The organism is Labedella populi (genome assembly GCF_004078655.1).
Taxonomy (GTDB): Bacteria; Actinomycetota; Actinomycetes; order Actinomycetales; family Microbacteriaceae; genus Labedella; species Labedella populi.
The window spans coordinates 907,314-929,202 of the sequence record NZ_RZNC01000001.1 but is presented as its reverse complement, the minus strand read 5'-3'; the positions used below and the strand labels follow the sequence as shown (position 1 = coordinate 929,202).

The 21,889-nt window shown below is 70.1% G+C and carries 18 protein-coding genes and 1 tRNA gene; 6 read left to right on the top strand and 13 right to left on the bottom strand.

Features of this window, described 5'->3' with window-relative positions:
- Nucleotides 1–138 precede the first annotated feature (138 nt).
- The 4 genes from ELQ92_RS04465 (at nt 139) to ELQ92_RS04450 (ending at nt 4,872) form a co-directional block, all read left to right on the top strand.
- Complete coding sequence (locus ELQ92_RS04465) at nt 139–1,350, top strand: ROK family transcriptional regulator (protein WP_166426703.1); 1,212 nt, start codon at nt 139–141, stop codon at nt 1,348–1,350.
- Nucleotides 1,347–2,540: an N-acetylglucosamine-6-phosphate deacetylase gene (locus tag ELQ92_RS04460; protein ID WP_128497737.1), complete on the top strand. Its 1,194-nt coding sequence runs from the start codon at nt 1,347–1,349 to the stop codon at nt 2,538–2,540. Before ELQ92_RS04465 ends, ELQ92_RS04460 begins: the two co-directional genes overlap by 4 nt.
- Before the next feature lie 72 nt (nt 2,541–2,612).
- A complete protein-coding gene (locus ELQ92_RS04455) occupies nt 2,613–2,828 on the top strand; it encodes a hypothetical protein (protein WP_243694860.1) in 216 nt (71 codons plus the stop codon).
- 58 nt (nt 2,829–2,886) lie between these two features.
- The gene (locus ELQ92_RS04450) at nt 2,887–4,872 is read left to right on the top strand and encodes an ABC transporter ATP-binding protein (protein WP_128497736.1); all 1,986 of its coding nucleotides are present in this window, start codon (nt 2,887–2,889) and stop codon (nt 4,870–4,872) included.
- Between the two features lie 163 nt (nt 4,873–5,035).
- Here ELQ92_RS04450 and ELQ92_RS04445 read toward each other — a convergent pair whose 3' ends face one another.
- Complete coding sequence (locus ELQ92_RS04445) at nt 5,036–6,901, bottom strand: phosphoenolpyruvate carboxykinase (GTP) (RefSeq protein WP_128497735.1); 1,866 nt, start codon at nt 6,899–6,901, stop codon at nt 5,036–5,038.
- A gap of 120 nt (nt 6,902–7,021) precedes the next feature.
- Between ELQ92_RS04445 and ELQ92_RS04440 the strand changes: the two genes are divergently transcribed.
- Nucleotides 7,022–8,458 carry an XRE family transcriptional regulator gene (locus ELQ92_RS04440; RefSeq protein WP_208004220.1) on the top strand — a complete coding sequence of 479 codons (1,437 nt, stop codon included), beginning with the start codon at nt 7,022–7,024 and terminating at the stop codon, nt 8,456–8,458.
- 138 nt (nt 8,459–8,596) lie between these two features.
- Here the strand turns inward: ELQ92_RS04440 and ELQ92_RS04435 are convergent, their stop codons facing one another.
- The 5 genes from ELQ92_RS04435 to ELQ92_RS04415 all read right to left on the bottom strand — a co-directional run bounded on the left by ELQ92_RS04435 (nt 8,597) and on the right by ELQ92_RS04415 (nt 13,269).
- Nucleotides 8,597–9,190: an isochorismatase family protein gene (locus ELQ92_RS04435; protein WP_128497734.1), complete on the bottom strand. Its 594-nt coding sequence runs from the start codon at nt 9,188–9,190 to the stop codon at nt 8,597–8,599.
- Between the two features lie 76 nt (nt 9,191–9,266).
- A complete protein-coding gene (locus tag ELQ92_RS04430) occupies nt 9,267–9,743 on the bottom strand; it encodes an NUDIX hydrolase (protein WP_128497733.1) in 477 nt (158 codons plus the stop codon).
- Between the two features lie 32 nt (nt 9,744–9,775).
- On the bottom strand, nt 9,776–11,266 hold the full coding sequence (locus ELQ92_RS04425; RefSeq protein WP_128497732.1) for a D-alanyl-D-alanine carboxypeptidase/D-alanyl-D-alanine-endopeptidase: 1,491 nt from the start codon (nt 11,264–11,266) through the stop codon (nt 9,776–9,778).
- A gap of 57 nt (nt 11,267–11,323) precedes the next feature.
- Complete coding sequence (locus ELQ92_RS04420) at nt 11,324–12,346, bottom strand: Gfo/Idh/MocA family protein (protein WP_128497731.1); 1,023 nt, start codon at nt 12,344–12,346, stop codon at nt 11,324–11,326.
- Nucleotides 12,343–13,269, bottom strand: a complete 927-nt coding sequence (locus ELQ92_RS04415; RefSeq protein WP_128497730.1) for an aldose 1-epimerase family protein — start codon at nt 13,267–13,269, stop codon at nt 12,343–12,345. Before ELQ92_RS04415 ends, ELQ92_RS04420 begins: the two co-directional genes overlap by 4 nt.
- Before the next feature lie 266 nt (nt 13,270–13,535).
- Between ELQ92_RS04415 and ELQ92_RS04410 the strand changes: the two genes are divergently transcribed.
- Complete coding sequence (locus tag ELQ92_RS04410) at nt 13,536–14,261, top strand: DUF72 domain-containing protein (protein ID WP_128497729.1); 726 nt, start codon at nt 13,536–13,538, stop codon at nt 14,259–14,261.
- Between the two features lie 21 nt (nt 14,262–14,282).
- On the opposite strand, the gene ELQ92_RS04405 is transcribed toward ELQ92_RS04410, so the two are convergent.
- The 7 genes from ELQ92_RS04405 to topA form a co-directional block, all read right to left on the bottom strand.
- On the bottom strand, nt 14,283–14,684 hold the full coding sequence (locus tag ELQ92_RS04405; protein WP_128497728.1) for a VOC family protein: 402 nt from the start codon (nt 14,682–14,684) through the stop codon (nt 14,283–14,285).
- A gap of 4 nt (nt 14,685–14,688) precedes the next feature.
- Complete coding sequence (locus tag ELQ92_RS04400) at nt 14,689–15,180, bottom strand: helix-turn-helix transcriptional regulator (RefSeq protein ID WP_128497727.1); 492 nt, start codon at nt 15,178–15,180, stop codon at nt 14,689–14,691.
- Between the two features lie 111 nt (nt 15,181–15,291).
- Nucleotides 15,292–15,364, bottom strand: a tRNA-Thr gene (locus ELQ92_RS04395).
- A gap of 115 nt (nt 15,365–15,479) precedes the next feature.
- A complete protein-coding gene (locus ELQ92_RS04390; RefSeq protein ID WP_128497726.1) occupies nt 15,480–17,039 on the bottom strand; it encodes an alpha/beta hydrolase in 1,560 nt (519 codons plus the stop codon).
- 8 nt (nt 17,040–17,047) lie between these two features.
- Nucleotides 17,048–18,298: a DNA polymerase III subunit delta' gene (locus ELQ92_RS04385; protein ID WP_128497725.1), complete on the bottom strand. Its 1,251-nt coding sequence runs from the start codon at nt 18,296–18,298 to the stop codon at nt 17,048–17,050.
- 67 nt (nt 18,299–18,365) lie between these two features.
- Complete coding sequence (gene tmk, locus ELQ92_RS04380) at nt 18,366–18,980, bottom strand: dTMP kinase (protein ID WP_243694859.1); 615 nt, start codon at nt 18,978–18,980, stop codon at nt 18,366–18,368.
- A gap of 23 nt (nt 18,981–19,003) precedes the next feature.
- The gene (gene topA, locus ELQ92_RS04375) at nt 19,004–21,802 is read right to left on the bottom strand and encodes a type I DNA topoisomerase (RefSeq protein ID WP_128497724.1); all 2,799 of its coding nucleotides are present in this window, start codon (nt 21,800–21,802) and stop codon (nt 19,004–19,006) included.
- Between the last annotated feature and the right edge of the window lie 87 nt (nt 21,803–21,889).

Here is a 21,889-nt window from a genome sequence, read left to right as displayed (position 1 = left end):
GTCTGGTGTCTGTGGCAAGCTTTTATTAAACTTGCCGACTTTAATAATTAAGTCAAGCTTTTTCCCGAAGTCCGTGTGCGGCATGGTGCGATGCACGATGATCGGTGGAGGCCCGGAACCGAACGAGGAGGGACGACCATGCCAGCAACCCAACCGCCTGCGGCAAAGAACGGGATCGCCGCCGGCGTCCTCGCGATCCTGCTGGAGAACGGCGAGGCGACGCGGAAGTCGATCGCCGCCGTGCTCGGTGTCAGCCTCCCCACGGTGACGACCGTGCTCGGCGATCTCGAGGCGCGGGGATTCGTTCGCGAGTTGCGCCGGGAGCAGGGTCCGCGTGGTCGCGCGACGCTCGTCTACGGGCTCGACGACACGGCCGGATGGGTCGTCGGCGTCGACATCGGCTCGACGCAGGTGAGCGTGCTCGCGCAGCACCTCGACGGGACCGTGCTGGCTCGGCTCGACCGGGCGGTCGAGACGGGCGACCCGCTGTCCGCCGCTCTGGCGGCCGGGGCGCTCGTCGCCTCCGTGCTGGCCGCCGAGCGGAGACGGGGTCACCCCGTCTCCGTCGGCGTGGGCGTGAACCAGGTCGTTCCGAAGAGCTTCAGCCCCTCCGACGACGGTACGACGGCGGTGATGGTCTCGGCCCTCGTGCGGGCGTCGGGGCTCCCCTCCACCGTGCCGGTGGTGGTCGAGAACAACGTGAACTGCGCCGCGGTCGCCGAGCACGAGGACGGGGACCTGCGGGGCGTCGACGATGGCGGCTACCTCCAGATCGGAGTCGGGATCGGTCTCGGCTTCTTCGCCGACGGCGCGCTCATCCGCGGAAGCAGCGGAGCCAGCGGCGAGCTCGCGCAGATCCCCCTCGCCTGGGACGCCGCCGTGGATTCTCCTCGCAATGCGATCGAGCACGCCTACGGCTCTCGGGGACTGCTCGCCACCGTGCGATCAGAGTGGCCTGAAGGAGAGCCGCCGGCGTCGAGCGAACAGGTCTTCGCCCTCGCGGCCACGGGGGACCCGGTCGCTTCGAGTGTCATGCGTCGGCACGCGACCGCGATCGCGCGGGTCGCCACGGCGGTCGCGACCGTGCTCGACCCGTCGGTCCTGGTGATCGGCGGCGGCCTCTCGCGCAATCCCGAGTTCGTGGCGCTCGTCGTCGAGGAGTTCCGCTCGCGCATCCCCCGGACGGAGGTGCGCACCTCCCGCAAGGGGACCGCCGCGACCGTGCAGGGCGCGGCGTTCCTCGCGCGCGACCACGCCTCGTCGATCCTCCTCGGCGGCGCCTACCGGCGCATCCTGTCGCGTCCTGCGATCTGGTCGCCCGCCGATGCGGCTGAGGGCGCCATCGCATGAACGTGGGACACCGCATCTCCCGGGGGCGCGTCCTGCTTCCGGACGGGCGAATCAGGGAGCGGGACGTCGTCATCGACGGCGGACGGATCGCGGGCATCGAGCAACCGGCGCGATCCGGTCTCGACGCGGTGGACACGGACGCCGACGGTCTCCTCGTCGTGCCCGGCTTCGTCGACACGCACGTGCACGGCGCCCTCGGTCGCAACTTCATGGAGGGCTCCCCCGACGCAGCGGACGCGATCGGCGCGTTCCTCGTGCGGCACGGTGTGACGTCCGTCACCGCGGCGACCGCGAGCCTCCCTCGGCCGGCCTTCGAAGAGTCGGTCGGCCGGTTCCCCAGCTTCCTCGGCCGGCGGGCCCACGGGCTCGACGTCCTCGGCGTCCACCTCGAAGGCCCGTTCCTCAGCCCGCGCAGCCGAGGGGCCCATCGGGCAGACGCCGTGCGAGACCCCGACCTCGCCGAGATCGGGCGTCTCGTGGCAGCACTCGGGGACGCCCTCTTGATCGTCACCCTCGCGCCGGAGGCCCCACACGCGCTCGAGGCGGTGCGGACACTCCGCTCGGCCGGCGTGAGCGTGTCGATCGGCCACAGCGACGCCGATGGCGCCACCGCACGCGCCGCCATCGCTGCCGGCGCCTCGCGAGCGACCCACCTCTTCAACGCCATGCCCGAACGTCGAGGGGACTCGCTCGTCTCCGCCCTCCTCGCCGACCCGGGTGTCCGCGTGGAGATCATCGCCGACGGACACCACGTCCCGCCCGAGGTCGTCGCCGCCCTCTATCGCGAGGTCGGCCCCGACAGGATCGTCGTCGTGAGCGACGGGTCCGACGGGACGGGCCTCCCGGACGGACCCCACCGCCGATGGGAGGGCACCGACGTCGTGATCTCCGAGGGGGCGTCGCGCACGCACGAGGGCATGCTCGCAGGGAGCGTCACGCCGCTCGACGACGCGCTCCGCTTCCTCGTCTCACGCGCCCGTGTCCCCCTGCCGGACGCATTGCGCTCGCTCTCCACGACCCCGGCCGCATCGATCGGCGCATCGCAAAAGGGTAGGATCCGCGTGGACGCGGACGCCGACCTGGTCCTCCTCGACCCCGATCTGCGCGTGGTCGCCACGATCGCGGGCGGCCGCACGATTCATCGCGCGCCCGGCTTCGTCGGAGCACCAGGCGATGGAGCGTCAACGTGAGTTGACATGCCGTCGAGCGGGACGTACTGTCGATGTGTCAACTCCAGTTGACGCGCGACGGGAGGAGTGGCCATGGATTCGACGACCATCCACACCCTCGCGGCCGACGCGGGATCGAACGATCCGCTCAAGTCGCTGCGTGCGATCGCCGCGCTCCGCCGCGAGCTCGACCGCGTCGAGGCCGTCGCCATCCGGCGGGCCCGCAACACCGGAGCAAGCTGGCAACTCGTCGCGATGTGTCTCGGCGTGAGCCGCCAGGCCGTGCACAAGAAGTACGGTCGATCGTGACCCCGGCACTCTCCACCCGATCCCCCGCCCTTGTGGCACTCCCGACAGGACGACACGCATGACCGGCTCCACCCCCTCCGCCGCCGCGACGACGACGGAGGACCGACCGAGACGGACGGGACGCAGTCGGCTCGGCCGGGGCACTCCTACGATCGACGAGGGCCCCCGCGCCCGATTCGGCGAACTCCTCCCCTACCTCTTCGAGCACAGCCGGGTCCTCTGGTTCATCATCGGGCTGAGCATCCTCGGCGCGGCCGCGTCGCTCGCCCAGCCGCTGCTCGTGAGCCAGGTCATCTCGATCGTCGAGGCGGGAGACCCGCTCGGCACGCTCGTGTGGGGGCTCATCGCGCTCGTCGTCGTGAGCGGGCTCATCAGCGGCTACCAGCACTACCTCCTCCAGCGCACTGGTGAAGGCGTCGTGCTCTCGTCGCGCCGACGCCTCGTGCGGAGCATGCTGCACCTGCCCGTGTCCGAGTTCGACGCGCGGCGCACCGGCGATCTCGTCTCCCGCGTCGGCAGCGACACAACACTGCTCCGCGCGGTCCTGACCCAGGGCCTCGTCGAAGCCGTGGGGGGAGCGGTGACCTTCGTCGGGGCGCTCATCGCGATGTTCATCATCGACCCCGTGCTCCTCGGACTCACGGTCCTCGTGATCGCCGTATCCGTCGTGACGGTCACGCTCCTCGCTGCCCGTATCCGCGTCGCGAGCGCGCGCGCGCAGAAGAAGGTGGGGGATCTCGCCGCCTCGGTCGAGCGCGCCATCAGCGCCGTGCGGACGATCCGCGCGGCCGGGGCCACGGAGCGCGAGGTGCGGGCGATCGACGAGAACGCGACGGGCGCCTGGCGGATGGGGGTGCAGGTCGCGAAGATCTCCGCCCTCGTCGTCCCCGTAGCGGGCATCGCGATGCAGGCATCGTTCCTCGTCGTGCTCGGCGTCGGCGGGTTCCGCGTCGCGTCGGACGCCATCACCATCGCGAACCTCGTCGCGTTCATCCTCTTCCTGTTCATGATGATCATGCCGCTCGGCCAGGCCTTCGGCGCGATCACCGCGACGAACCAGGCTCTCGGTGCGCTCGGCCGGATCCAGGAGATCATCGGACTCCCCGCCGAGGACGCTTACGACGCCGACATCGCGCGATCGGCGGCGGCCCCGAAGACCCCGGCGTCGGCGCAGGCCGCGATCGAGTTCGAGGACGTCGTCTTCGCCTACGCACGACCGGCCGTCGACACCGAGAAGCGGGAGGGGACGGCCGCACCGACTCCGACGGGCGACCGGAGCGTGGCGGCCGTCGACACGGCCTACACGGCTGCCGCAACCGACACCGCCGACGACGAGGCGGGCCGGAGCCGTCGCGCCCCGGGTGACCCCGTTCTCCGTGGGGTCAGCTTCCGCGCAGCTCCCGGAACCCGCACCGCCCTCGTCGGGCCGAGCGGCGCGGGCAAGTCGACCGTCCTCGGACTCATCGAGCGGTTCTACGACCCCGCGTCCGGAGTGGTCCGCATCGACGGCGTCGACGTCCGCTCGCTTCCACGGGAGGAACTGCGTGCGCGGATCGGCTATGTCGAGCAGGACGCTCCCGTGCTCGCGGGCACGATCCGCGAGAACCTCCTGCTCGGCAACCCGACGGCGACCGACGAGCAGTGCATCGATGTGCTGCACGCCGTCAACCTGGGCGACGTCCTCGACCGGGATCCCGCCGGCCTCGACGCGCCCGTCGGCGAGGACGGGATCATGCTCTCGGGCGGTGAGCGACAGCGACTGGCGATCGCCCGCGCCCTCGTCGCGGCTCCCCCGATCCTGCTGCTCGACGAGTCGACGTCCAGCCTCGACGGCGTCAACGAGCAGAAGATGCGACTCGCGATCGATGCCGTCGCGGAGGGGCGCACGCTCATCGTCATCGCCCATCGGCTCTCGACGGTCGTCGACAGCGACCGCATCGTGGTGCTCGAGGACGGCCGCGTCGTCGGAGCGGGCACGCACTCGGAGCTCGTCGAGTCCACTCCGCTCTATCGCGAGCTCGCCAAGCACCAACTCCTCGTCTAACCCCCCTGAACACTTCCTATGTGCACGTATTTTCGAGCACATAGGAAGTGTTCAGGGTGGGGAGAGGGGTGGGGGGGGGAGGGAGGGCCGGGTGATGCCGCAGAACGGTCCCGCCAAGGTCGTCCTGCGGCATCACCGGGTCCGCCACCCCCACCCCGACCGATCAGGAGCCGGCTGCGGCGAGACGGTAGCGCAGGGCCGCGAGCTCCGTCGCGAGAGCGGCAGGAAGTCGCGAGCCGAAGCCCGAGAAGAACTCCTCCGTGAGGTCGGCCTCCTGACGCCACGACTCCACGTCGACCGCGAACAGCTGCTCGAGGGCGTCGTCCGGGAGGTCGAGTCCGTCGACGTCGAACTCGTCGACGACGGGCAACCTGCCGATGATCGATTCCACGGCCCCCGCCTCGCCGGCGACGCGGCCGGCGATCCACTCGAGCACGCGCGCGTTCTCTCCGAATCCGGGCCAGAGGAACTCGCCGTCGGCGCCCTTCCGGAACCAGTTCACCTGGAACATGCGCGGGGCTCGATCGAAACGGAGCGCGTCGCCGATCGCCAACCAGTGGGCCCAATGGTCCGCCATGTTGTACCCGCAGAAGGGGAGCATCGCGAAGGGATCCCGCCGGAGCTCGCCGACGGTACCCTCGGACGCCGCCGTCTTCTCGGAGGAGATCGTCGCTCCGATGTAGACGCCGTGCCGCCAGTCCGTCGCCTCCACGACGAGAGGCACATTGGTCGCCCGGCGCCCGCCGAAGAGGATCGCGTCGATCGGCACGCCGTCCGGCGCCTCCCAGTCGTCCGCCATCTGCGGGCACTGCGCCGCGGCCACCGTGAACCGCGAGTTCGGGTGAGCGGCCGGTCGGCCGCTCGACGGCGTCCAGTCCTCACCCCGCCAATCGACGAGGTGAGCCGGCGGAGTGTCCGTCAGGCCCTCCCACCACACGTCGCCGTCGTCGCGCAGGGCGACGTTCGTGAAGATCGTGTTGCCCCAGAGGGTCTCGACGGCCGTGGCGTTCGTCGACTCCCCCGTGCCGGGGGCGACGCCGAAGAATCCCGCCTCCGGATTGATGCCCCACAGACGCCCGTCCTCCCCCGGGCGGAGCCAGGCGATGTCGTCGCCGAGCGTCTCCACCCTCCACCCGGGCACGCTCGGCCGGAGCATCGCGAGGTTGGTCTTGCCGCACGCCGAGGGGAAGGCCGCGGCGATGTGGTACGACCGGCCACGGGGATCGGTGAGCTTGATGAGCAGCATGTGCTCGGCGAGCCAGCCCTCCTCACGCCCCATCGCGGAGGCGATCCGGAGCGCGAAGCACTTCTTCGCGAGGAGCGCGTTGCCGCCGTAACCGGAACCGTACGACCACACCTCCCGTGTCTCGGGGAACTGCACGATGTACTTCGTGGGATTGCACGGCCACGCGACGTCCCGCTCGCCCGGCGCGAGCGGCGCACCGACCGAGTGCACGGTCGCGACCCACGGCTCTCCCGCCTCGATGAGATCGAGGACCCGCGACCCCATACGCGTCATGACCCCCATCGACAACACGGCGTAGGCGGAGTCCGTCACCTGTACGCCGAGCTGCGACAATCGACCGCCGAGCGGCCCCATCGAGAACGGGACGACGTACATCGTGCGACCCCGCATGCTGCCGGCGAAGACGCCGTCGAGCTCGGCTCGCATGGCGTCCGGGGCAACCCAGTTGTTCGTGGGGCCGGCGTCCTCCTGACGCGTCGTGCAGATGAACGTGCGCGACTCGACGCGAGCGACGTCGTCCGGATCGCTCCGCGCGAGGAAGCTGTTCGGCCGCCACTCGGGGTTGAGGCGGATGAGCTTGCCCTCGGCGACGAGCTGCTTCGTGAGACGGTCGGACTCGGCTCGCGTCCCGTCGCACCAGACGACGCGGTCGGGCCGGGTGAGTGCGGCGATCCGAGCGACCCACGCTTCGAGGGCCGCGATGCCGCGACGCTCGTCCACGGTCCGCGACGGCTCCGCGTCCGCGGTCCGGTGCTGGGTCTCACTCACGTGTGCGATGCTCATGCTGGCGTCCCTTCATCGGGCTGTCAAGAAGCGGTGATGATGCCATCCTGACTTGATGAACCAGCATCCGACCCCCGAATATTCTCGAAAGAACACCGATTCTTTCGCTACAGTCAAAGCGTGACGACGAAATCCGAACTGGACACCCTCGGCCACCGCATCCGGCACTTCCGGACCGCCGCCGGCCTCACGCTCGACGCTCTCGGCGACCGAGTCGGTGTCGCCGGGAGTCAGCTCTCGCTCATCGAGAACGGCAAGCGGGAGCCGAGACTCTCGACGCTGCACGCGATCGCGAGCGAGCTCGGGCTCGACCTCGCCGAGCTGCTGTCCGGCGAGGCTCCCACGCGCCGCGCCGCGCTCGAGATCGAACTCGAACGCGCCCAGCGTGGCGCGCTCTACGCGACGCTCGGCCTCCCGCGTGTGCGGGTGACGAAGGGTACGACCGACGAGACGCTCGAAGCCGTCGTCGGCCTGCACCGCGAGCTCCAGCGCCGGGCGAGCGAGGCGATCGCGACGCCGGAGGAGGCCCGGCGTGCGAACACGGAGCTGCGGGAGCGGATGCGGGAGCACGACAACTACCTGCCGGAGATCGAGAGCCTCGCGGAGGAGCGGGTCCGCGCCGCCGGCCACACCTCCGGCGCGCTCACCCACCGCACCGTCGGGATCATGGCCGAGCAACTGGGGTTCACCCTCATCTACGTCGCCGACCTCCCGAATTCCACCCGCTCGGTCATCGACATGGAGAACAAGCGCATCTATCTGCCGCCGGCGTCGATCCCGGGCGGCCACGGCCTCCGGTCGATGGCTCTCCAGGCCATGGCCCACCGCGTTCTCGGACACGAGCGGCCCGAGAGCTACGCGGAGTTCCTGCACCAGCGCCTCGAGATCAACTACTACGCAGCCTGCTGCCTCATGCCCCAGACCGCGGCGGTCTCCTTCCTCACCCAAGCGAAACGCGAGAAGGACCTGGCGATCGAGGACTTCCGCGACGCGTTCGGGGTGACGCACGAGGCCGCGGCCCACCGCTTCACGAATCTCGCGACGTCGAAGCTCGACATACGCATGCACTTCCTGCGTGTCACGGGCGACGGCTCGCTCCTCCGCGGCTACGAGAACGACGGGCTCCCTCTCCCGACCGACGTCACGGGCGCGATCGAGGGCCAGTTCGTGTGCCGGAAGTGGAGCGCGCGGAACGCGTTCGACCGCACCAACCGCACGACCGAGCTGTACCAGTACACCGACACCCCGGCCGGGACGTACTGGTGTGCGACCCAGACCGGCTCCACCGACGACGGCGAGTTCTCGATCAGCGTCGGGGTGCCGTTCGACGACGCCAGGTGGTTCCGCGGACGGGAGACCACCGAACGCGCGGAGTCGCGCTGCCCCGACGAATCCTGCTGCCGCCGCCCGTCAGACGAGCTCGCGGCCCGTTGGGCCGGCAAGGCGTGGCCGAGCGCGCGTGTGCACACCCACACCTTCGCACCGCTGCCACGCGGCTCGTTCCCCGGCGTCGACGACACCGAGGTGTACGAGTTCCTCTCCCGTCACGAATCCTGAGGCCATCCAGCGCCCGACGGTGCTCCGAACGAATCGGGGCCCGGGGAGAGGCGCGACTCCTGGGCCCTTCCCCCGCGCCGGGCGACCCAGGCCCGGTGCCGAGGACCGGCCACGGTGACGCCGTCCTGTCCTCCGGCCCTAGGCGACGGCTATCGAGGCGCTCGGGACGAGCTCGCCGCCCTGTCGTGCCATCTCGGCGAGCGCCGCGGCGCTCGGATCGACGGCGACACCGGCGATGAGGTCCGTGATGACGCGCACATGCAGACCGTGCGCGATCGCGTCGAGGGCTGACGCGCGGACGCAGTGGTCCGTCGCGATACCGACGACGTCGACCTCGGTGACGCCTCGATCGGCCAGCGCCTCCCCCGAACTCGTCCCCTCGTCGGTCGTGCCCTCGAAAAGCGAATACGCCGGAACGCCCTGCCCCTTCCGCACGTGCACGTCGATGAGCGACGTGTCGAGCGCCGGGTGATACTCCGCTCCCGGCGAGCCGGCGACGCAGTGCCTCGGCCAGGTGTCGACGTAGTCCGGCAGGCCGTCGGCGAAGTGCCCGCCGTTCGAGCCGTCCGGGTCGTGCCAGTCGCGTGACGCCATGACGAGGTCGTAGAAGTGGGGGTGCGCGCGCAGATACCGGGTGACGCCGTCGGCGACCGCTGCACCACCCCTGACTCCGAGGGCCCCACCCTCCGTGAAGTCGTTCTGAACATCGACGATGAGCAGCGCTCGCGCCATGGCTCGTCCTCCTTCGGTGTGGTGCTGAGCCGATTGTAGGACGCCTGACCGGGAGTCGGTGGAGGGCTTGCGTACGTCAGCGACCAGGCGCCTGGAAGCGCGTGTCCTGACGGTCCTCCACCGCCACCGCGACACGCGTCAGCATGTCTTCGGACATCGGGGGCAGCGCGTCGAGCGGGAACCAACGGGCCTCGGTGTTCTCCCCGTCGGCCGGAGCCGGGTCGCCCGCCGTCCAACGCAAGCGGAACACGAGATCGAGGTACTGCGAGCGGTCGCCGTTCGGGTACACCACGGGGTCCGTGACGCGGACCCACGCGAGCCGCTCGACGACCGCGGTGACGTCCGCTTCCTCCTCGACCTCGCGGAGCGCGGCGATCGCCGGTTCCTCGCCCGGGTCGATGATCCCCGTGACCGGTGTCCACTCGCCGGTGTCGGCGCGCTTCACGAGGAGGACCTCCTCGGCGCGCAGTACGACGGCCGTGACTCCGGAGAGCCAGAGCGGCGCCGTACCGATCTTCTCGCGGAGGGCGATGATGAATTCGGGAGTGGCCACGTTTCGGACTCTACCGGGCGCGACGACCGCGTTCAGCGGTTCGAGAGCGTGTCGCCGCAGCGGTAGAACGCCGTCGCGAGCGCGTCGATACCCTCCATCGTGCTGCTCGGCAGGGTCTGCCCGACGGTTCCGATGGCGAAGATCGTGAAGACGAGGGTCGAGCCGTCCGCGGCGTCGATGATGCCGGACAAGGCGTACGCCGAGCGGATGTACCCCGTCTTGGCGCGGATGTGACCCGCCGCCGCCGCGCTGTCACCGGTGAAGCGACCGTCCTCCTCGAGCGTGCCGGACCGCCCGGCGACCGGCAGCCCGGCCTCGACGGCTTCGAGCTCGCCGATCCCGTCCTCGACGAGGCCGAGCAGGCGCGTCAGGAAGGCCGGCGGTACGGCGTTGGCGGTACTGAGACCTGAGCCGTCCGCGATCACGAGAGCGTCCGTCGGGATCCCGTATCCGGCGAGCGCCGTCGGGATCGCGTCCTGGAGGGCCGCGAAGGTCGCGCCGCTCCCGAGCTCGATCGAGACGAGCCGCGCGAGCATCTCGGCGACCATGTTGTCGCTGTGGAGGAGGGTGTCGCCGACGAGCGAACCGACCGTCGGAGAGGACACGCTCGCGAGCTCCTCGGCGGCCGGTGCCGCGGTCCCGGTCTCGACGGTCGCGCCCTCGAAGTACCGGGCGAACGCGGCACCCGTGCGACCGATCGGATCCGTGCCCCGCACCGACCCTGTACGCGTGGGATCCTCGCGATCCCCGTCGACCTGGAGGGCGGTGACGCGTGTGTGGTACCCCTCGAGCGGTGCATTCGGGTTCCAGTCGGAGCGCCAGGCGTCGTCCCCGAAGAGGGACGCGTCGAGCACGATGCGCGAGACGGGCTCGGTGTGACCGGCTGCCGCCCATCCCTCGAGGGTCTTCGCCGCGAGGTCGTCGAGGTGCGCGGTGTCGCGGTAGACCGACGACTGGCCGCTCGGCAATCGGCTGAGCGTCACGTCACCCCCGCCGACGAGCACGATCGTCCCGGGTTCCGCTCCGGCGACGACGCGGGTCTCGAAGCGGTGGTCCTCTCCGAAGACGGCGAGCGCGGCGGCCGACGTGACGACCTTGAGGGTACTCGCCGTCCGATTCGGCACCGAACCGTCCCGATCGAAGAGGATCTCGCCGGTGTCCGCGTTGCGCACCTGCGCCTGCAACGTCGCGAGGCGAGGATCCGCCGCCACCGCCGCGACGGAGCACGTGCGGGGGATGGTCGCCGGCACCGGTTCGTCCGCGACGATCCGCGGGTCCTCCGTGGGAGTCGGCACCGTGGGAACGAGTGCCGGAGCCGCGACGGCCGACGCCACGGCCGTCGCTCCGGCACCGGCCGAGACGGCCACGACGGCCGCCGCCAGGGCGACGCAGATCGTCGCGACGGCCGAGCGGACCGGGCCTCCGCTGCCGAGTATCGGGGCCCGACGACCGTGTCGGGGCGCGGCTCTCCGCACCGCTCGACGTTCCGCCCGCGAGAGCCGGGTGCTGGCGTCGGTCGTCACTTGACGAGTCTACGGTCGCCCGGACCCGAGCCCGGTGTGAACCCGTCCTCTCACCCGTCAGTCCGTGGAAGGGTCCTCGCTCGGATACCGCAACCCCGTGAGTGAACGCACGGTGTCGAGGGTACCCATGATGGCGACCGATTCCTCGAGCGGGAGGATCTCGCCGGAAATCGCGCCGGACGCCGCGAGCCGCTCGAGCTCCGCCGCCTGGAACCGCATGCCGCGCCCGTCGACGCGACCGTCGATCTCCTCGATCAGGGACCCGTCCGACGCGTGGTGGCGCACCGTCGTCGGCGAATACCAGACACTGTCGAAGTCGAGCCAACCTTCGGTCCCGACGACGCTCGCGCGATTCGGGCCGACCGCGTCGCTCGCGCAGACCGTCGTCGCGACCGCACCCGAGGCGTAGCGGAAGAGCGTCGCGGTCTGCGCGTCGGCCCCGGTGTCCTTGAAGATCGCCTGGGCGGCGATGTCCGTCGGGGCGCCGAGCACGTCCCACGTGAACGAGATCGGGTAGATGCCGAGGTCGAGGAGCGCTCCGCCGCCGAGCGCGAGGTCGTTGAGACGGTGGGCCGGGTCGTCGGGCAGGTCCTGGCAGTGGTCGACCGTCACGGACCGGAGCTCCCCGAGGGCGCCGGAGGCGAGGATCTCGCGCACCCGCACCATGTGGGGCAGGAAGCGCGTCCACATCGCCTCGAGGGCGACCTTGCCGACACGGGTCGCCGTGTCGGCGATCAGCCGCGCCTCCGCCTCGTTGATCGTGAACGGCTTCTCGACGAGCACGTGCTTGCCCGCCTCGAGCATCTCGACGGCGTTCCGCGCGTGGAACGGGTGCGGCGTGCCGATGTAGACGGCGTCGACGTCAGGATCGGCGGCGAGCTCCGCCGAGCTGCCGTGCGCGCGAGAGATCCCGTGCTCGCGCGCGAACCGCTCGGCCGACTCCATCGACCGCGACCCCACGGCCACGACGTCGAATCCGCCCGCCGTCACGTCCTCGACGAAGGTCGTACTGATCCCGCCCGTTCCGAGGATGCCCCAGCGCAGTCCCCGTGGCGCCGCCCGCTCGTCGGTCCCGTTCATCCCTGCTGCTCCTCGATGTGCACGCTGATCCCCCACTGACACGTGAGGGTGTCGCCGGGGCTCAGCCAGGTGAGGCCGTCGCCCGAGTTGAAGGCGTTCGCCGGCATCGTCATCGGCTCGACCGCGAGCGCGATCCGGCCGGGCCGCAGTGTCGTGGAGGTGAAGGCCTGGACCCAGGCGAAGGACTCGTCGGCCCACACGGTGACGGTGCTTCGGTCGGGGGCGGTGATGACGTGCTCGACGCGACCGCCCACCGGCTCGAGATCCGTGAAGGCGTCGTCGAGGGTAATGTCCCCGACCCGCGGTCCCGGACGCAGGTCCTTCTCGGGGGGAACCGGTGCCGTTCCGGTGGGGTTCGAGCGCTCGTCGACCGTGATGATCGTCGCGGCCGTGGTCCGGAGCGTCAGCTCCGTGGTCGGGACGTCGCCGATCCGGAAGTAGGGGTGGGCGCCGATGCCGACGGGCGCGGCATCGCGGCCGCGGTTCGTGATGCGGTGCGTGACGGCGAGACCGTCGTCGGTGAGCGCGTATTCCACCTCGGTCGCGAGGCTGAACGGGTAGCCGCGCGTGGGATGGACGGGCGCGCGGAGGACGACACGGTCCGCCGCGAGCCGCTCGACGGCGTAGCCCGTGTTCCGCAACAGCCCGTGGGAGGCGTTGCCGAACTTCGGCTCGCTGATGTCGAGCTGCAGCGTCTGCCCCTCGTGCTGCCACTTCCCGTCGCGGACCCGGTTCGGCCACGGCACGAGGATCGCGCCTTGCGAACTCTTCGGGATCTCGTCCGCCTCGAAGCCCTCGACGACGTCGACGCCCGAGACCACGAGGCGCCGGATCGTCGCCCCGACCTCCGTCACGACCGCCGAGACTCCGTCCCGGACGAGGTCGACCTGTTCTCCTGTGGGAAACCACTCCGATGTGCTCATCGCTCCGAACTCTATCCGAAGGGGCCGTCGACGGCTCACCTGTCGCACCAGCCGTCGACGGGGCGTGAGGGTCGTCGTGTGGCCCTCACGCCCTCCCCTCTTCTCGATGCGCCGGTGCCACCGCTCCCCTCCATCGCTCCCCTCGGCAGCCACGACGCCGGCCGAACAGTGGCGGTGCCTTCTCCATCGGCGTGCACGTCGACCCGACCCGACTGACGTCCCCCTAGGGGTGTCCACCGTGACGCCGATCTGCTTAGCCTGGCTCCGTGGGCATTCACATCGGCACCTCCGGCTGGAGCTACGACCACTGGAACGGCGTGCTCTACCCACCCGGACTGCCCGCCGCGCGGCGGCTTGACGCGTACACGGCACGGTTCCCCACGGTCGAGCTCAACGCGAGCTTCTACCGGTGGCCGCCGCCGGCGAGCTTCGCGTCGTGGCGTGACCGGCTCCCGCCCGGCTTCCTGCTCTCGGCGAAGGCGCCTCGGTGGCTCACGCACGGACGGCGACTCCTGCACCCCGAGGAGTGGATCGAGCGGATCGCGGCGTCGTGGCACGCACTCGGCGACCGCCGCGCGGTCCTCCTCGTGCAATTGCCGCCCGATCTCGAACGCGACGACGCCCGCCTGGCGTATTTCCTCGCCGCGATGCCCGCGTGGATCCGCGTCGCGGTCGAGTGGCGGCACCCGAGTTGGGACGACGAGGCGGTCTACCGCCTGCTCGAGGAGCACGGCGCCGCCCTCTGCGTGATGAGCGGCGCGAACCTGCCATGTGTACTCCGGGCCACCTCCGACATCGTCTACGTGCGGATGCACGGTCCCGATCACGAGCACCTCTACGCGGGGGCGTACTCCGATGCGGATCTCCGCTGGTGGGCCGATCGTGTCGGCGAGTGGAGGGACGCAGGGAAGGACGTCTTCGTCTACTTCAACAACGACGGCGAGGGGCACGCCGTGCGGAACGCCCAGACGTTCACGACCCTCATCGCCTGACGTCGGCGCGCGAGGCGCAGGTCAGGCCTGCGCCACGCGGATGATGTTCCCGGACGGGTCGCGAACGGCCCAGTCACGCGGTCCCCACGGCTGGTCGATCGGCTCCTGCAGGACGTCGGCGCGCGCGGCCCGCGCGCGCTCGAAGGCGGCGTCGACGTCGTCGGTGCGGAACACGAAGAAGCCGAGCACTCCCTTCACGAGCAGTTCCTGCAGCGTGTCGCCGTCCTCGGGAGACTGGCCCGCGTGCGGCTGAGAGAGGACGAGTTCGGCGGCGGTCGGCTCGGAGCCGGATCCGAGGGTCACCCAGCGGAACTCGCCGGAGGACACGTCGTTCCGCACCTCGTAGCCGAGGGCGTCGCGGTAGAAGGCGATCGAGGAGTCGATCTCCTCGACGGTGATGGCGCAGTACTGGAGAGAGATCATGGGTTTACCGTAGAGCGGGGACGCGCTCGTCCGCTTCTCGGATCCTGCTCATCGGGGTGCGCGCCTCGTCGTGGTCGGCACCGTCTACGGCGCCGCGCGGCGACCGGCGCGGGCGGGTGACGGCGTGCGCGTATCGGGACGGCATCGCCTCGACGGCGTCGTGCCGTCGCCGCCCGTAGGCGCTCGGCGAATCGCCCGTCACTTCGGCGAATCGGGAGCTGAACGAGCCGAGCGAGGTACAGCCGACGGCCGTGCAGGCGTCGGTGACCGAGACGCCGTTTCGCAGGAGCAGCATCGCGCGCTCGATGCGCCTCATCATGAGGTACTCGTAGGGGCTCTCACCGTAGGCCGCACGGAACTGACGGGAGAAGTGCGCCGGCGACATGAGCGCGTGCCGCGCCATCGTGGGGACGTCGAGGGGCTGCGCGTACTCGCGGTCGATCAGGTCGCGAGCGCGTCGCAGATCACGCAGCATCCGGAGCCGGTCGGGCGACATGCCTCGACGGTACACCGCACGAGGGACCGCACGACGAACGAATCCCCCAACCGAAGCCGAGGGATCAGGCGGAGCCGACCCGGCGCGGGCGGTTGACCCTCATCAACACGGAGCCACCTGTCAGAATCGAACTGACGACCTATTCATTACGAGTGAATCGCTCTACCAACTGAGCTAAGGCGGCACGTGCGCCGAGCCGACCCGTCACCGGACTGCTGTAACGCACAGTGAATGATCTTAGCGGGTCGAACGGCGAACGTGAAAACGGAGCTGCGTCCCGGGCGAGTGGCGGCCGGAGCTCAGTCGCACGTGAGCCCCTCCTGCGGCACCGTGCCGTCGACGAGGAAGGCCTCGACGGCCGCGTTCACGCAGTCCGAGCCCTTGTTGTAGGCGGTGTGTCCTTCACCCTCGTAGGTCACGAGGAAGCCGCTCTCGAGCTGCTCCGCGAGCGCTTCGGCCCACTGGTAGGGCGTTGCGGGATCGTTCGTCGTCCCGACGACCATGATCGGAGCGGCCCCTTCCGCGTGGATCTCGTCACGGTCGGCCTGTTCGGGATACGGCCAGGCGGAGCACCCGATGTCGCCGTAGCCCATGTACGGTCCGATCACCGGCGCCACAGCAGCGAGTTCCTCGGCATTCGCCCGCATCGTCTCGACGTCGGGGTCGAACGTGTAGTCGCGGCAGTTGTAGGCCGAGAACGCCTCGGTCTGGTTGTTGAGGTACTCGCCGTCCTCGTCACGCCCGTTGTACTGATCGGCGAAGTAGAAGGCGTAGGTCGGGTCGCCGGACATGACTTGCTCGAACATCTGCGAGAGGTACGGCCAGCTGGCGGCGGAGTAGAGCGGGTAGATGATCGCCGTGACGAGGGTCGACGTGCCGAGTTGCCGACCGTCGCTCGCCGGAAGGGGCGACTGCTCGACGGACGACAGCAATGCGGTGATGTCCTGCTTCGCCTCGTCGACCGTGCCGCTGAAGGGGCAGTCCGTTCCGTCGAGGCAGTCCTCGAGGTAGGCGGCGAGAGCGCTCTCGAATCCCTTCGACTGCGCGACGTTGACATCGGTGATCGAGGCGGACGGGTCGATCGCACCGTCGAGGACGAGTCTGCCGGCGCGCTCGGGGTAGAGTTCCGCGTAGGTGGCCCCGAGGAAGGTGCCGTACGAGTAGCCGAGGTAGTAGAGCTCGTCGTCACCGAGCACGGCACGCAGGAGATCGAGGTCGCGAGCGGCGTTGACGGTCGTCACGAATTCGAGCGACTCGCCCGTCTTCGCCGCGCATGCCGCGCCGAAACGGGCGCTGCTGTCGGTGATCTCCGCGATCCAGGCGTCGCTGCCCTTCTCGGCCGTCGGCAGATCGTAGAGGTACGCGTCCATGTCTTCGGCGTCGAGGCAGCGCACCGGTGTCGAACGCTCGACACCGCGCGGGTCGAAGCCGACGATGTCGAAGTCGCGCTGCAACGGCTCACCGGCCGCGAAATCGACGCTGTCTGCGACGAGGTCGACCCCCGACGCGCCGGGTCCGCCCGGATTGAGGAGCAGTGACCCGATGGGGTCGCCGCCCGTCGCGCGCTGGCGGACGATCGAGAGCTCGATGTCGCCGTCGGCCGGATTCTCCCAGTCCATCGGCGCCGCGACGGTCGCGCACTCGAAGCCCTCGCCCTCGCATGACTCCCACGCGAGCTGCTGCTCGTAGAAGGGCACGAGGTCGCCGGCGAGGTCGTCCGTCACCGGAGCGGGCGTCGAGGCGCCGCCCGAGCCGCCGCCGTCCGGGAAGAAGGCCGTGACGCACCCGGTGAGTGTCAGGGCGACCGCCGTGGCCAGCGCCCCGATCGTGAGCAGCGTGCGCCGACGTATGCGTGTCATGTTCTCCCTCACCGGACCGCCGACACGAGCATCGCCTCGAGGGCGAGTGCTGGAGCGACGTTCCCTTCGATCCGTCTGCGGGCGACGGTGATCTCGTCCATCGTCTCGAGTGTGCGAGCCGGGCTCGTCGCGGCGGCCGCTCGCCCGATCTCGTCCCCGAACTCGCGATTGATGACCGCCTCGGGTCGACCCAGCTGCACCATGACGATGTCGCGGAAGACCGAGAGCAGGTCGACGAGGATGCGGTCGATGCCATCACGGAGCGAGCGCGTGGCGCGCCGCTTCTGGTCGTCTTCGAGCGACCTCAGCTGCGCACGCAACTGTGCGGGAACGGCCGCCCCGGGCTCCACCCCGAGCGAGCGCAGCGCGCTCTCACGCTCTTCGGCGTCGCGCGACTCCGTGAACGCCTTCGCGTCGGCCGTCGCCACCTCGATCATGCGGGCGGCGGCGAGCACGGCTCCTCCCACGGACCGGATGCCGAGGGCCGTGCGCACGGTGTCGTCGCGGCGGCGGCGCGCTTCCGGATCGGTGGCGAGCCGATGGGCCATGCCGATGTGGCTCTGGGCCAGTCGCGCCGCCTGCTCGGCCGTCGCCGCATCGACGCCGTCACGCCGCGCGATGAGTTCGGCGACCTCCGAGACGTCGGGGATGCGCAGTCGTACCGTGCGGACACGCGAGCGGATCGTCGGGAGCATGTCGGCGTCGCTCGGCGCGCACAGGATCCAGACGGTGCGCTCGGGGGGCTCCTCGAGCGCCTTGAGCAACACGTTCGAGGTGCGCTCCGTCATCCGGTCGGCGTCCTCGACGACCATGACGCGGTAGCGCGCGACGGAGGGCGAGTAGTACGACGTCGTCGCGAATCGGCGCACGTCCTCGATCTTGAAGCTGACGTTCTCGGTCGCGAGCACGCCGAGGTCGGGATGGGTTCGCGCGTTCACCTGCCGCAGGGTGTTCTCGTCACCACGGCCGTCCGGGCTCATGAGGGCGGCCGCGAAGGCGTAGGCGAGATTGGAGCGCCCCGAGCCCGGAGGACCGGTGATGAGCCACGCGTGGGTCATGGCGCTCGCGTTGCTCGAGCGGGCCTCCGGATCGCCGGAGCCGGACGGTGCCTCGGCGAGGCCGTCGAAGAGCCCGCCGGGTTCCGGTCCGGACACTCCCGACGCGGTGGGCACAACACCGTCGCGGGGGTCGATCGACGCGGCCCGCGCGAGCTCGGCGACCGCTTCGCCCTGGCCCGTGATCTCCGTCCACACCGTCACCCGACCAGCGTAGCCGGGACCCCTGACCTCGGCGGACCGGTGAGAGTCACAATCGGTCCGCGAGGCGTCACGAGCCGAGCGCGGTCGTCACGCGAGCGCGAATGGTCTCGGCGATCACGTCGATCTGCTGTGCGGCGTCGACCACGAGGAAGCGCTCCGGTTCGGCAGCCGCGAGGTCGAGGAAGGCCGACCGCACTCGGGCGTGGAACTCGGCCTTCTCGGCCTCCAGCCGGTCGTAGCGGGTTCGGGAGGTGTCGAGCCGCCGGCGGGCCGCTCCCTCGTCGATGTCGAGCAGCACAGTGAGGTCCGGCAGTGCCGATCCCGTCGCCCACAGTGACAGCTCGCGGATCTCCGTGGGGTCGAGCACTCGGCCGGCGCCCTGGTATGCGACCGAGGAGTCGAGATAGCGATCCTGCACGACGACCTCGCCGCGCTCGAGCGCCGGTCTCACGACGGTGGCCACGTGGTGTGCGCGGTCGGCGGCGTAGAGCAGCGCCTCAGCGCGCGGATCGATGTCTCCGCGGTGGTGCAGCACGATCTCCCGGATCGCGACGCCGACGTCCGATCCACCCGGCTCGCGTGTTCGCAACACCGTGCGCCCCTCGTCGACGAGCCAGCGCTCGAGGAGGGCGGCCTGCGTCGATTTGCCGGAGCCGTCGCCTCCCTCCAGCGTGATCCACAAGCCGGAAGGCGACGACGCCTCGATCACTTCTTGGCCGGCGCCTTGCGCGCCGGCTTCTTGGCAGCCGCCCGCGTGGGCTTCTTGGCCGGCCCCTTCGCTCGCTTGTCCGCGAGCATCTGGACGGCCTGCTCGAAGGTGATCTCTTCGGGGTTCTCGGCCTTCGGGATCGTGACGTTGGTCTCGCCGTCGGTCACGTAGGGTCCGAAACGACCGTCGCGGATGCGGATGGCCTTGCCACTCACGGGGTCGGCCTCGAACTCCTTGAGCGCCGAACTCGCTCGCCTCGCGCCGTACTTCGGCTGCGCGAAGATCTCGAGCGCGGCCGGAAGCTCGATGTCGAAGATGAGATCCTCGGACTCGAGCGAACGCGAATCGGTCCCCTTCTTCAGATAGGGGCCGTAACGACCGTTCTGCGCGGTGATCTCCGCACCGGTCTCCGGGTCGGCACCCACGACGCGGGGCAGAGAGAGCAGCTTCAGAGCGGTCTCGAGATCGATCTCCTCCGGCGACATCGACCGGAACAGCGATGCCGTCCGCGGCTTCGGGGCGGCCGCCTTCGACGCCGCCTTCGCCTTGGTGGTCTTGGCCTTCGTGGTCTTCGCCTTCGCCGGAGCCTCGGCGGGGGCTGGCTCGATGATCTCGCCCGTCTTCTCGTCGGCGAGGGGTGTCGCCTCCGCGTCGGGCTCCGGCTCGACCTCGGTGACGTACGGGCCGAAGCGTCCCGTCTTCACGACGATCTGCTTGCCGCTCTCGGGGTCGACGCCGACGACGCGGTCGCCCACGATCGGGGCGTCGACGAGCTCGCGCGCCTTGTCGGCGGTCAGCTCGTCCGGCGCGAGGTCCTCGGGCACGTTGACACGGCGCGGCGGGACGACGCCCGTCTCCGGGTCGGGCGTTCCGTCGGGGTCCGCGACCTCGAGGTACGGGCCGTACCGGCCGATCCGGAGGGTGATGTCGTCGGTCAGGTGCACGGAGTTGATCTCCCGCGCGTCGATCTCACCGAGGTTGTCGATGACCTGACGGAGGCCGCGGTGCGCGTCCTTGCCGAAGTAGAACGACGTGAGCCAGTCGAGACGGTCGCGGCGACCGGCCGCGATCTCGTCGAGGTCCTCCTCCATCGACGCCGTGAAGTCGTACTCCACGAGCTCCGAGAAGTGGTCCTCGAGCAGGCGCACGACGCTGAACGCGATCCAGTTGGGCACGAGCGCTTGGCCGCGCTGACTCACGTAGCCGCGGTCCATGATCGTCGAGAGGATCGCCGCGTACGTCGACGGCCGGCCGATCCCGAGCTCTTCGAGCGCCTTGACGAGGCTCGCCTCGGTGTAGCGGGGCGGCGGCGACGTCTCGTGGCCCTTGGCGTCGACCTGGGTGAGCGTGAGGGCCTGACCCTCGGTGAGCTCGGGAAGCTTCGCCTCGCGCTTCGACGGGTCGGCGACACGTTCCTCGTCGCGTCCCTCCTCGTATGCCGCGAGGAAACCGCGGAACGTGATGACGGTACCGGCGGCGGTGAACTCGGCGACCGAAGCCACACCGCGAGCGGCTTCGGGCACCGTGGCCTCGATCGTGACGGTGGCCGTCTGGCCCTTCGCGTCGGCCATCTGGCTCGCGACCGTGCGCTTCCAGATGAGGTCATAGAGGCGGAAGTCGTTGCCGCGCAAGGAGTTCGAGAGCGATGCCGGCGACCGGAAGTGCTCGCCCGACGGGCGGATGGCCTCGTGCGCCTCCTGCGCTCCCTTCGACTTGCCCGTGTAGAGACGGGGCTTGTCAGGAATGGAGTCCGCGCCGTACAGCTCGACGGCCTGTTCCCGCGCAGCCGTGATGGCCTGCCCGGAGAGGGAGGGCGAATCCGTACGCATGTAGGTGATGTAGCCGTTCTCGTAGAGCGACTGCGCGACGCTCATCGTCTGCTTCGCCGAGAAGCGCAGCTTCCTCGCCGCCTCCTGCTGCAGGGTCGACGTCGTGAACGGCGCAGCCGGGCGACGGGAGTACGGCTTCGTCTCGAGCCGGGAGACCTTCGCATCGGCACCCGAGGCGAGGGCGTTCGCGAGGAGCGTCGCCGAGGCCTCATCGAGGGTCGTGACCTTCGCGGTGAGCGTCCCCGAGTCGTCGAAGTCGCGTCCCGTCGCGACGCGCGTGCCGTCCAGACGGACGAGGCGCGCCTCGAAGGCGTCGCTCTCCTCACCCGGCGTCGCCGTGGTCGAGATATCCCAGTACGACGCGGCGACGAAGGCGAGACGTTCCCGCTCCCGGTCGACGACGAGTCGCGTGGCCGCCGACTGCACACGACCGGCGGAGAGACTCGGTCCGACCTTGCGCCAGAGCACGGGCGAGACCTCGTAGCCGTAGATCCGGTCGAGGATGCGGCGGGTCTCCTGCGCGTCGACGAGAGACTCGTCGAGTTGGCGCGTGTTGTCCTTCGCCGCGAGGATCGCGTCCTTCGTGATCTCGTGGAAGACCATGCGGTGGACGGGGACCTTAGGCTTCAGGACCTGGAGGAGGTGCCACGCGATGGCCTCGCCTTCGCGGTCCTCATCAGTCGCGAGGTAGAGCTCGTCGGCGTCCTTCAGTGCCCGCTTGAGCTCGGCCACCGTCTTCTTCTTCGCGTCGGAGACGACGTAGTACGGCTCGAAGTCGTTGTCGACGTCGACGGCGAACTTGCCGAGGGAGCCCTTCTTGAGCTCGGCGGGGAGGTTCTTCGGCTCGGCGAGGTCCCGGATATGGCCGACGCTCGAGAGCACCTCGTAGCCGTCGCCGAGGTACCCCGCGATCGACTTCATCTTCGTCGGGGACTCGACGATCACGAGCTTCTTGGTGGTGGCCACAGGGGTCCTTTCTTCAGGCACACCATACACACACGAACAGAGGAGGTGCCTAATCGTTCCGGTCGCATCGAACGCCCTCTTGCGCCC